General features: G+C 66.9%; 9 protein-coding genes, 1 tRNA gene and 1 pseudogene. 1 reads left to right on the top strand and 10 read right to left on the bottom strand.

The genetic code is table 11. The annotated features are described in order from the left end of the window. Positions 1-10: 10 nt before the first annotated feature. Positions 11-229: a putative signal transducing protein gene (locus DYI42_RS16665; RefSeq protein WP_213547225.1), complete on the bottom strand. Its 219-nt coding sequence runs from the start codon at positions 227-229 to the stop codon at positions 11-13. Between the two features lie 130 nt (positions 230-359). Here DYI42_RS16665 and DYI42_RS16670 point away from each other — a divergent pair, with 130 nt between their 5' ends. Next, positions 360-1,298 carry a polyprenyl synthetase family protein gene (locus DYI42_RS16670; RefSeq protein ID WP_244867983.1) on the top strand — a complete coding sequence of 313 codons (939 nt, stop codon included), beginning with the start codon at positions 360-362 and terminating at the stop codon, positions 1,296-1,298. 76 nt (positions 1,299-1,374) lie between these two features. Here DYI42_RS16670 and DYI42_RS16675 read toward each other — a convergent pair whose 3' ends face one another. The 9 genes and pseudogenes from DYI42_RS16675 to tuf all read right to left on the bottom strand — a co-directional run. Continuing rightward, positions 1,375-2,232, bottom strand: a complete 858-nt coding sequence (locus DYI42_RS16675; RefSeq protein WP_213547229.1) for a 4-(cytidine 5'-diphospho)-2-C-methyl-D-erythritol kinase — start codon at positions 2,230-2,232, stop codon at positions 1,375-1,377. Then, positions 2,219-3,949: a tetratricopeptide repeat protein gene (locus DYI42_RS16680; protein ID WP_213547230.1), complete on the bottom strand. Its 1,731-nt coding sequence runs from the start codon at positions 3,947-3,949 to the stop codon at positions 2,219-2,221. Before DYI42_RS16680 ends, DYI42_RS16675 begins: the two co-directional genes overlap by 14 nt. A 140-nt stretch (positions 3,950-4,089) precedes the next feature. Beyond that, positions 4,090-5,736, bottom strand: coding sequence for an electron transfer flavoprotein-ubiquinone oxidoreductase (locus DYI42_RS16685; protein WP_213547236.1), 1,647 nt, complete (start codon positions 5,734-5,736; stop codon positions 4,090-4,092). A 533-nt stretch (positions 5,737-6,269) separates the two neighbouring features. Beyond that, a tRNA-Trp gene (locus tag DYI42_RS16690) sits at positions 6,270-6,345 on the bottom strand. Positions 6,346-6,420: 75 nt separating this feature from the next. Continuing rightward, entirely contained in the window at positions 6,421-7,101 is a 681-nt protein-coding gene (locus tag DYI42_RS16695) for a DUF4336 domain-containing protein (protein ID WP_244867981.1), read from the bottom strand. Positions 7,102-7,126: 25 nt separating this feature from the next. After that, entirely contained in the window at positions 7,127-8,098 is a 972-nt protein-coding gene (locus tag DYI42_RS16700; RefSeq protein ID WP_213547244.1) for a zinc transporter ZntB, read from the bottom strand. Positions 8,099-8,326: 228 nt separating this feature from the next. Then, complete coding sequence (locus DYI42_RS16705; RefSeq protein WP_244867982.1) at positions 8,327-10,477, bottom strand: xanthine dehydrogenase family protein molybdopterin-binding subunit; 2,151 nt, start codon at positions 10,475-10,477, stop codon at positions 8,327-8,329. Between the two features lie 4 nt (positions 10,478-10,481). Continuing rightward, positions 10,482-10,943, bottom strand: a complete 462-nt coding sequence (locus tag DYI42_RS16710) for a (2Fe-2S)-binding protein (RefSeq protein ID WP_213547248.1) — start codon at positions 10,941-10,943, stop codon at positions 10,482-10,484. Positions 10,944-11,185: 242 nt separating this feature from the next. Further along, a pseudogene (gene tuf / locus DYI42_RS16715) lies at positions 11,186-11,331 on the bottom strand (elongation factor Tu); the annotation flags it as partial.

Here is an 11,331-nt window from a genome sequence, read left to right on the forward strand (position 1 = left end):
GCAACGCGGCTCAATCGACGACACCATCCACCCCGTTGTCGCGCAGGATCTCGGCCGCATCTTGGTGGTCGGCATCCGCCACCATCAGCCGCCGCGGCAAAACGCCTATCGAGCCCTCGAGCACGCTCATATGGACGTCCATTTCGAAGCAAGTTATATCCTCGCCGGTCAGGAGAGCCTTGGCGAATGCAAGTTGTGTCGGGTCGGTGGTGCGTAGAACGGCCTTCATGCACAAAGACTTAAGCGCAGCGGCGAAGTCTGTCGAGCGGGGTGACAAGGGAGTGAGCGTGCTTCAGCAAGCGGACACGACGGCGAAGACCAAGCCGCACGAGCGGCTGGCGGCAGCGCTGGAAGGCGACATGGCGGCGGTCAATGCGCTGATCGCCGAGCGCATGGCCTCCGAACACGCCCCGCGCATCCCCGAGGTTTCGGCACATCTGATCGAGGCGGGCGGCAAGCGGCTTCGGCCCATGCTGGTGCTGGCGGCGGCGCGGCTCTGCGGCTACGCGGGCCCCTACCACGTGCATCTCGCGGCGACGGTGGAGTTCATCCACACCGCGACCCTGCTGCATGACGACGTGGTGGACGAAAGCGCCCAGCGCCGGGGCCGGCCCACGGCTAACCTGCTCTGGGACAACAAGAGCTCGGTTCTGGTGGGTGATTATCTCTTTGCCCGCGCCTTCCAGCTCATGGTCGAGCCGGGCAACCTGCGGGTGCTGTCGATCCTCTCCAACGCGGCGGCGACCATTGCCGAGGGCGAGGTGCTGCAACTGAGCGCGGCACAGGATCTGGCCACCGACGAGGACGTCTATCTGAAGGTGATCCGGGGCAAGACGGCGGCGCTGTTTTCGGCCGCCACCGAGGCGGGCGCAGTGATTTCGGGCGCCGAAGAGGCGGTGAGCCAGGCGCTCTTCGACTACGGCGACGCACTGGGCATCGCCTTCCAGATCGTGGACGACTACCTCGACTATGCGGGCGATGCCGGGGCCACTGGCAAGAACGTGGGCGACGACTTCCGCGAGCGCAAGCTGACCCTGCCGGTCATCAAGGCCGTGGCGGTGGCCAGCGAGGAAGAGCGCGCCTTCTGGAAGCACTGCATCGAGCGCGGGCGGCAGGAAGAGGATGACCTGGACACGGCGCTCGGGCTTCTGGCCAAGCACGGCACGCTTGAGGCCACGCGCACCGAGGCCACAGGCTGGGCCGACCGGGCCAAGGCGGCGCTGGCCCCGCTGCCGGAGGGCGAGATGCGCGACATGCTTATCGACCTTGCGGATTACGTGGTGGCCCGCATCCGGTGACGCTTGCCCGGCGCGCCATGAATGCGCACCCTACGCCAACCCTGTAGGGTGCGCATTCATGGCGCACCATTGGGCGCTATCCCTCGGCCACCCACCACTCCGGCCAGTCCTCACGCAGCACACCGGCTGCCCTGTCGCGCGCCTCGTTGTCTTCGAAGATCGCAAAGCAAGACGCGCCCGAGCCGGACATCCGCGCCAACATCACGCCCTCCATCAGCCGCAACTCCTCCAGCACCTCGCCGATTTCCGGCGCGAGCGAGCAGGCGGGGGCCTCCAGATCGTTGCGCTGCCATGTGAGCCAGTCCACCAGCTCGCGGCGTGTGGGGGCCTCGGGCGGCTCGGGCAGGGGCGGATTGTCATGCCGCTCCATCCGGCCGAACACCGCCGCCGTCGAAACCGGCACGCCAGGGTTGACCAGTAGCAGGTTCAGCTGCGGCAGCCGCTCCAGCCGCGTCAGCTCTTCGCCGATGCCGCGTATCCGCCAGGCCGAACCTGGGTCCAGGCACACCGGCACATCCGCGCCCAGCTCCTTCGCCAGCCGGTGCGGCCCCGGCATCGGCACCCGCCACAGCTCCGACAACGCCCTGAGCGCCGCTGCGGCATCCGCAGAGCCGCCGCCGAGGCCGGACGACATCGGCAGGTTCTTTTCCAGCTGGATCGAAACGCCGCCCGCCGGCAGGCCGAGCCGCGCCGCCTCTGCCTCCATCAGCTCAGCGGCGCGCAGCACGAGGTTGGAGGGCCCGGGCGGCACGGAGGCGCCGAATGGGCCGGAGGCGCCAAGGCTCATCCCCGCCGCCGTGCGCAGCGTCAGGTGGTCGCCCACGCCCGCAAAGCACACGAGGCTATCGAGCAGGTGGTAACCGTCGGCACGACGGCCTGTGACGTGGAGGGCGAGGTTGATCTTGGCCGGGGCGAAGGCCTCAACCTTCGTCATTGGCCACCGCGAGCGGTTCTGCGCCTTCCTCGGCCAGAACCGCGTCCAGCCCCAGCTCCAGCTTGCGCCGGATGCGGGCGGCATCCTCCTCTTCCGGATCGAAGGACAGCGCCCGTTTCCACTGGAAGCGGGCCTCCAGTTGGCGGCCCACGGCCCAGTAAACGTCGCCCAGGTGGTCGTTCACGATCGGGTCGACCGGCAGCAGCTCGGTGGCGCGCTCCATGTGGCCCACCGCCTCTTCGTAACGGCCCAGCCGGTAGAGCACCCAGCCGAGGCTGTCGGTGATGTGGCCACTGTCGGGGCGCTCGGCCACGGCGCGTTCGATCATGTCGAGCGCCTCGTCGAGGTTTTCACCCATCTCCACATAGGAGTAGCCGAGGTAATTCAGCACCTGCGGCTGGTTGGGCCGCAGCTCCAGCGCCTTGCGGAAATCGGATTCGGCGGCGTCCCAGGTTTTCAGCCGCTCGCGGGTGATGCCGCGCGCGTAGTAGACAACCCAATGGGTCTCCAGATCGCTCTCGAACAGCGCGATCGCCTTGTCATAGGCGGCCTCGCTGGCGGCCCAGGCCTCCTGCCCGCGCAGGATATCGCCCAGCGCGATGTGCACGCCGAGGATCTCGGGGCGGCTCTTGGCCAGCTGGCGCAGCACCTCGGTTGCGGCCTCCACCTTGCCGGAGCGACGCAGCGCCTCGGCGCGGCCCATTTCAGCGGCATGGAAGGCCGGGTCATCCTGCTTCACCCGGTCATAGGTGCGGGTGGCCAACTCGTATTGCTCCATCTGGTCGAGCAGCTCGGCAGAGAGCAGCAGCGCTTCGGTGTTGTCATCCGGCCGCAGGTGCTCGGACGCGCGGGAGTAGAGCAGCGTGTAGCTGTCCGTGGTTTCGCCCTTCAGCGCCCCGGCCACCGAGAGGAACACCTCGGCCAGCCCGTCATCCGCAGAGCGGATCACGGTGAAGGGCAGGGTCTCGCCCGCCTCCAGCCTGTCACGGATGGCGGCAAGCTCCGGGTCCAGATCGCGGGTGAAGGCCTTTTCCATCAGCTCCAGCGCGGCCTCATTGCGGCCCAGCTGGCTGAGCACCTGCGCATGGGCAATCACGCCCCGGCGGGTCAGCCGCAGCGGCCCGGCTTCACGCCCCGAAAAGATCTCGTCCGAGGCCTCGAAATTGCCGGCCACGCCATAGGCCAGCGCCTTGTGGTAGAGCCCGAACGCCTTCAGCCCGGTATCGGCGGCGGCGGCATCGAAGGCCTCCACCGCGCTGTCCATGTCGCCCAGCGCGAGGTTCGCCCAGGCTCGCACCAGCCCGTCCACCAGCGGCCCCACGCTTTCTTCGCCACCTTCCAGGCTGTCCAGCACCTCGGCGTATTTCTTTTCCCGCAGGTCGGCGGCAACCAGCACCAGCTGCGCGATCTGGCTGTTCTCGGAAATCTCCACCATCTGCCGGGCAATCGGCGTCGCAGCCTGAAAATCGCTGAGGCCGATGAAGGCGAGGATGGCGTTTTCCATCAGCAGCGGATTGGAGCGGTCACGCACCAGCGCGCGGGTGTAATAGTCGGCGGCGGCGCGGAAATCGTTGTTGAAGCTGGCCACCCGCGCGGCGAGGTAAGAGCCCGCAAGCCCCCTGTCGATCTGCTGGGCGCTGGCGGGCAGGGCGAAGCTCACGGCCAGGGTCAGGGCGGTGGCGGTGCGAAGGACGGTCTTCAGGCGCAAAGAGCTCATCACGGGGCCGATCTACCTCATTTGTTCAGTGTCGGCGCAAGGTAGACCCCTGCGCTTGCCAAAACAATACGAAGCCGGGCCGCGACAGCCGTTGTCACGAGGAATCTCGCGCCATCGTGACGCCTCTGCCGCGCCCGTCCTCACATGTTGGGGTAGTTCGGCCCGTCACCGCCCTGGGGAACCGTCCAGTTGATGTTCTGGGGCGGGTCCTTGATGTCGCAGGTCTTGCAGTGCACGCAGTTCTGGAAGTTGATGACAAACTCCGGTGTGCCGTCCTTCTCCACCACCTCGTACACCCCCGCCGGACAGTAGCGCTGCGCCGGTTCGGCAAACTTCGGCAGGGTGAACTGGATCGGCACGCTGGGGTCCTTCAGCGTCAGGTGGCAGGGCTGGCTTTCCTCGTGGTTGGTCATCGAGAAAGACACGTTGGTCAGCCGGTCGAAGCTGAGCTTGCCGTCGGGCTTGGGGTAGTCGATCGGCTCGAAATCGGCGGCCAGCCCGGTGGCCTCCGCATCCGTCTTGCCATGGGCCATGGTGCCGAAGAGCGAAAACCCGAATAGGTTGTTCGTCCACATGTCAAAGCCGCCGAGCGCCAGCGACGGCCAGAGGCCCCACTTGCTCCACATCGGCTTCACGTTGCGCACCTTCTTGAGGTCTTTGGCAATGGCCCCGCCGCGCACCTCGGCCTCATAGGCCTCAAGCTCATCACCCTCGCGGCCCGCCTTGATCGCCTCGAAAGCGGCCTCCGCAGCGGCCTTGCCCGAGAGCATGGCGTTATGGTTGCCCTTGATCCGCGGCACGTTGACCATGCCGACCGAGCAGCCCAGCAGCGCCACGCCAGGCGCCACCATCTTGGGCATCGACTGATAGCCGCCCTCGGTGATTGCCCGCGCGCCATAGGCTACGCGCTTGCCGCCCTCCAGCAGCTCCGCCACCATCGGGTGATGCTTGAACCGCTGGAACTCCATGTAGGGGAAGAGATGCGGGTTCTTGTAGTTCAGGTGCACCACGAAGCCCACGTAAACCTGATTGTTCTCAAGATGGTAGATGAAGCTGCCACCGCCCGCATTCTTGCCCAGCGGCCAGCCCATCGTGTGGGTCACGGTGCCCTCGCGGTGCTTGGCCGGGTCGATCTCCCAGATCTCCTTCATGCCAAGCCCGTATTTCTGCGGCTCATGGCCCTCGGCGAGGTTGTACTTGCCGATCACCTCCTTGGAGAGCGAGCCGCGCACGCCCTCGGAGAGGAACACATACTTGCCGTTCAGCACCATGCCCGGCTCATAGCCCGCGCCCGGCGTGCCGTCGGGATCGCGGCCAAACTCACCAGCCACAACGCCCTTCACCCGGTCGCCCTCGTAGATCAGCTCGGAACAGGCCATGCCGGGGAACACCTCGACGCCCAGCTCTTCCGCCTGCTCGGCCATCCAGCGGCAGACGTTGCCCATGGAGACGATGTAATTGCCGTGGTTGTTCATCAGCGGCGGCATCGGGACGTTCGGCACCCGCATCGCACCTTCTTCGCCGAGAATGTAGAAGTTGTCCTTCTTCACCGGCACGTTCACCGGCGCGCCCTTTTCCTTCCAGTCCGGAATCAGCGCATCGAGGCCGCAAGGGTCGAGCACCGCGCCGGAAAGGATGTGCGCGCCCACCTCCGAGCCCTTCTCCAGCACCACCACGTCCAGATCGGCATCGAGCTGCTTGAGCCGGATCGCCGCCGACAGGCCCGCAGGCCCCGCGCCCACGATGACCACGTCATAATCCATGGATTCGCGTTCGATCTCGGCCATCGGTCACTCCCCTCGCGCAAGAATAATTCGTCCGGCCTTGGTTACCGGAGGGGCAGGCCCATGGCAATCGCTACGCTGCGTGTGCAAAGGCCGGAAACGACCGATCTCAAGCGGTTCGCGGCTGTGGGGAGCAGATTCTGGTCCGGCGAGGGGGCGGCTTGACGACGATCTTGCCACCGCCCGCCAAGCCCGCCAACGGAGACCCGCTCCGGCGGATCACCGGCCAAGGGATGGCGCGGGCTGCAAGCCCGGGCCGCGCCCGACCCTCCCACCGGGAGGGCGCTTTGGCGGTGTCGCGGGACACTCTGGCGGCATTAGAGGTTTCGAGCAGAGCGCGAAGCACCGGCCGTGCGATGCGCCCACCCAGGGTCGGGCGCGGCCCTCTGCACTGCGCATTGGCGGGAGCCTGACAGAACAGCTGCCCCAGGCGGGCACGGCGTTTTTCCGTTCTCAGAAGCTTTCTGGACAAGCGGCTACCTACGGGAACCGCGAAGAGCATAGGCGTGTCGTCGGTTATGGAGAGATAGGAGGCCTGGCAGGGGCAGCAGGGCTTGAACCCGCGACCTACGGTTTTGGAGACCGTCGCTCTACCAACTGAGCTATACCCCTAAGGCCGGTGCCGTGAATATGAAAGCGCGCCTGCCTTGGCAAGAGGCAATTCGCACCCCGGCCCCCGCGGCGGCCTCATCCGTCGCCCAACCAGCCGAAGGCGCGCGCCAGGGCCGGGGCCGCGCCCGTCTCCAGCACCGTGCCATGGGCCATCACCAGCCGCTCCGGCTGCCAGCCGAGGATCTGGCGCATGGCCACCCGCGCCTCTGCCCGCCGGCCCGCGAAGCCGAGGCGGAATTTTCGTGGCACGGCGGGCGCGCCGCTTTCCATCAGGTCGAGCCGGGCGACGAGGCCGCGCCAGCCGGCCTGATACCCCGGCGGAAAATTCTGAATCACGTCACAGAACAGCGCCGTCCGGCTGGGTCGATGGAAGAACACGGCCTCTTCGGTAATCCGGTTGCGCAGCACGGCAAGGTCGATCTGCCCCGGCCAGCCCGTCTCGGGCCAGCGTTGCAGGCCCGGCAGGGCCTCGGCATCGGGGCCGTAGAGCTGGGCGGCAGGCCAGGCTTTGGCCCAGTCGCGCAGGTAGAGATCGTGCAGGCCGTTGGGCGCAACGATGGCCTCCACCTCGCCGAGTGCGCCGATCTCGCCCCTCAGATCGTCGTCCAGCGCCACGGGCGACCAGGCCCAGAGGCCACCGTTCGCCAGCCGGGCCAGAGCCATGCGCAGCGGATAGCGGAAGCCAGCCACCACGGCCTCCCCGGCCTCCGCGAGCCAGAGCCCCTCAGCGAAGGGCCGGAGCTGCGCCGCCGTCACGCCGGACGGCCGTTACATGCGCGGCTCATATCCATTTCAGCCGCCGCAACACCCAGAGCTGCAAGCCCCCCACAACCACCAACGCCCCGGTGAACACCCAGAAGGCCCAGGGGCTCTGTGCCCCCGGCATGCCGCCGAGGTTGATGCCCATCAGACCGGTCAGAAAGCCCAGCGGCAGGAAGACCGCAGATAGGATCGAGAGCAGGTAGAGGTTTCGGTTGAGCCTGTCCTGCACCGCGCTGTCGATCTCGTCCTTCAACACGATCAGCCTGTCGCGCATCGCATCCAGCTCTTCCACTGCGCGCACCAGCCTGTCATGCGCTTCTGCCAGTTGCCGCCTGTCCTGCTTGGACAGCATGGCGTGGCCGCCGCTGGCCAGGTGAAGAATGGCGTCGCGCTGCGGGCCGAGGTAGCGGCGCAGGTCGATCACCTCCTGCCGCTCGTCCACCACCTGCCCGCGCTGCGCCGGATCGGGCGCGGCTATCACCGCATCCTCCAGCACGTCCACCCGCTCGGCGAGGTCGAAGAGCGCCTCGTCGATCCGCGTTCCCATCCGCTCCACGAGGTTGGCGAGAAACGCGCCCACGCTCTGCGGCCCCTCCCCCGCCTCGACGGCGGCGCGCAGATCGGCGACGGAGCGCAGCGGACGGCGCGACAGGGTGATGATGCGCGCGGGGTTGAGGAAGACGCGGAGCGAGACCATGTCTTCCACTTCCTCGCCAGGGTTGAGGTTGACCCCGCGCAGGATCACCACCAGCCCGTCTTCCTGCACAGAGGCGCGCGGGCGAGTGGACTTGGCGGTGAGCGTGGCCCGCGTTGTCGGCTCGACGAAATCGAGCACCTCCGCCATCCACGGATCGGTCTCTGGGTGGTCGGCGACCAGATGCAGCCAGGCCAGCTCTTCGGCCTTCAGTTTCGCCACGATGTGATCGTGATCGTCGATCCGCCGCCCCGCATCGGGGCCGTTCAGGCTGTAGGCAAATTCGATGTGCTCCATGCACCGCAGGCTATCCGCACTGCGCCGGCGGGCAAGCCGAAATCACCGGGGCGCGCGGGGCATTAATGCCGACCGTCCTGCAGATTTGCATATGCATGGGATGTGCATCGGTTGTGCATGGGTTGTGGCCCCCTGCTCATCGCGGTTAACGGCGCCACGCGGGCCAGGTCCGGGAAAAGCTGCAAAGCCCGCCGCGCCCCTTCTGGAGCGCGGCGGAAGCCTTCGATATCAGGCGAACTCCACGCCCGCATCCACCATCGGCAGCCGCAGGATGCGCTTGCCGGTGGCGTTGAAGATCGCGTTGGCCACGGCAGGGGCCGCAGGCGGCAACCCCGGCTCCCCGATCCCCGTGGGCGCCTCGGCGGAGGGCACGATATGCACCTCGATCTTGGGCATGTCGCTGATCCTGAGCGGCTCGTAATCGGGAAAGTTGCTCTGCACCACTTCGCCGCCGTCGAGGGTGATTTTCTGGCGCATCGCATGGCCCAAACCATAGCCGATGGCCCCCTCGACCTGCGCGCGGATCACGTCGGGGTTCACGGCCACGCCGCAATCCACCGCCGCCACGATCCGCTCCAGCTTCACCCGGCCATCGGCGTCGGTCGAAACCTCTGCCACCTGCGCCACATAGCTGTTGAACGAGGGATGCACCGCCACGCCGCGGCCCCAGCCTTCGGGCAAGTCACTGCCCCAACCGGCTTTTTCCGCCGCAAGCTGGAGCACGCCCAGCAAGCGCGGGCTGCCCGCAAGCAGCTCTTCGCGGAAGGCCACGGGATCAGCGCCCGCAGCTTCGGCGGCCATGTCCATCGCCACTTCCATGGCGTAGCCGGTGTGGCTGTGCCCGACCGAACGCCACCAGAGCACCGGCACCGGGGTTTCCATGTTGCGCACGGAAACCTTCATCGCCGGGATCGCATATTGCGTGTCGGAGACGCCCTCGACGGTGGAGTGATCCACCCCGTCGTGCACGATCATCTGCTCCATCGGCGTGCCGGTGAAGATCGACTTCGAGGCCACATCCGATTGCCACGCCGCGAGCTTGCCGTCCGCCCCGACCGCCATCTTTACCCGATGCTTGACCATTGGCCGGTAATATCCACCCCGCACGTCATCCTCGCGGGTCCACACCAGCTTCACCGGCTGATCGGTGCCCAGGGCGATGGCGGCCATCGCGGCTTCCACATGGTAGTCGCTGTCCATATTCGCGCGTCGGCCAAAGGAGCCGCCCGCGTAAACAGTCTCGATGGAGGTATTTTCCGGGCCGACGCCTGTCACGGCGCCCACGGCCATCTGCGTCACGGTCGGAAACTGGGAGCCATCCCAGATGTGCACCTTGCCGTCCTTGGCCTGCACCACGCAGTTCATGGTCTCCATCGGCGCATGGGCGAGGAAGGGGAAGTCGAACTCCGCCTCCACCGCCGAGCCCGAGGCCAGCGCCTCGGCCACGCCCGCGTCATCGCGGGCCACCGGGCCGTCGCCATCGAGCGCGGCGGCATATTCGGCTTCCATCTCGTCGGTGGAGCGGCCCTCGGCATTGGCGAAGTCCCACTCGATCGTGAGAGCCTCGCGGCCCTGCATCGCGGCCCAGGTATCGGTCGCAAAGACGGCGACGCCCTTGGGTGTCTGCTTCACCGCCGTCACGCCGGGCACCTCCAGAGCGGCGGCATCATCGACGCTGGCCACGGTGCCGCCGAAGCGGGGCGCACGGGCCATCACGGCATAGATCGCGCCCTCCGGGGCCACGTCCATCGCAAAAATGGCGGTGCCGTCGGTCTTGGAAGGCGTGTCCTTGCGGGGCAGCATATCCTTGCCGATCAGGTTGAAGGCACTCGGCTCCTTCAGGATCGGCTCAGTCGGCGGCTCGGCGCCCTCTTTCACCAGCGCAACCATCTCGCCCAGCGTGGCGCGATAGTTGCCGTGGGTGGCGACGCCATTCTCGATCACGATCTCGCTCGCGCGCACCGCCCACTCAAGGCTCGCGGCTTCCAGAAGCATGGCCCGTGCCGCTGCCCCGGCCTGGCGGTATTGCATGTAGCTGTTGGCCATGGCGGTGGAGCCGCCGGTGCCCTGCATGCCGAACAGCGTGTTGGCATAGCGGCTGGCGTCGGCGGGGGCGAAGTCGATCGCCACCTTCTCCCAGTCGGCATCCAACTCCTCGGCCACCAGCGTAGCGAGGCCGGTGGTTGTGCCCTGCCCCATCTCGAAATGCTTGAGGATCACCGTCACGGTGCCATCGGGCGCGATCTTCACGAAGGGGTTGGGCACGAGCGCGCCGTCATGGCCAGCGGCCAGGGTGCCCCTCGGCCCGAAGCCGATGACAAGGGCGCCAGCGGTCGCCCCGGCGAGGAAGGCGCGGCGGGATGTTTTGAAATCCTTCATGGTCTCAACCCTCCATCCGCTTGGCAGCATCGTGGATCGCGGCGCGGATCCGCACGTAGGTGGCACAGCGGCAGACGTTGCCGCCCATGTAGCTGTCGATATCCTCGTCGGTGGGCGCGGCGTTTTCGCTCAGTAGCCCAACGGCCTGCATGATCTGGCCGGATTGGCAGTAGCCGCATTGCACCACGTCATTGGCGCGCCAGGCCGCCTGAACCGCCTCGGCCACCGGGCCGCTTGCGCCCTCGATGGTGGTGACCTCGAGGCCCTCCACATCGGAGATCCAGGTCTGGCAGGAGCGGGTCGGCTCGCCGTCGACATGCACGGTGCAGGCCCCGCAAGAGGCTACGCCGCAGCCGAACTTGGTGCCGGTAAGCTTGAGCTTGTCGCGGATCACCCAGAGGAGCGGCATCTCCTCGGGGGCATCGACCGACACCTCCTCGCCGTTGAGTTTGAAGGAAATAGTCATGGATGCTGGCCTCCCTGAGCTGGCGCGGTGAACTGCTTCGTTCATCTTAGGAGGGGAGATAGGGCGCGCGCCGGGGTTGTCCTGCCCGTTCCTGCAAAAAGAAAGGGCCGCCCCGCTAAGGGACGGCCCTGAAAGGCTTTTTTCGGGGCGGCGGGCAGATTGCCTTTCACCGCTCTTATTCAACGGTGTGGGCTCTCATCGCTTTCCTTGGAGAAAGCGACTGCCGCCCACTGTTCCGAAAATCATTCAATGATTTTCGAAACGACGCCGGCGCCGACGGTGCGGCCGCCTTCGCGGATGGCGAAGCGGAGGCCGTCTTCCATGGCGATCGGGGCGATCAGCTCAACGGTGAACGACACGTTGTCGCCCGGCATCACCATCTCGGTGC

This window comes from Vannielia litorea, from assembly GCF_018424695.1.
Lineage (GTDB): Bacteria > Pseudomonadota > Alphaproteobacteria > Rhodobacterales > Rhodobacteraceae > Vannielia > Vannielia litorea_A.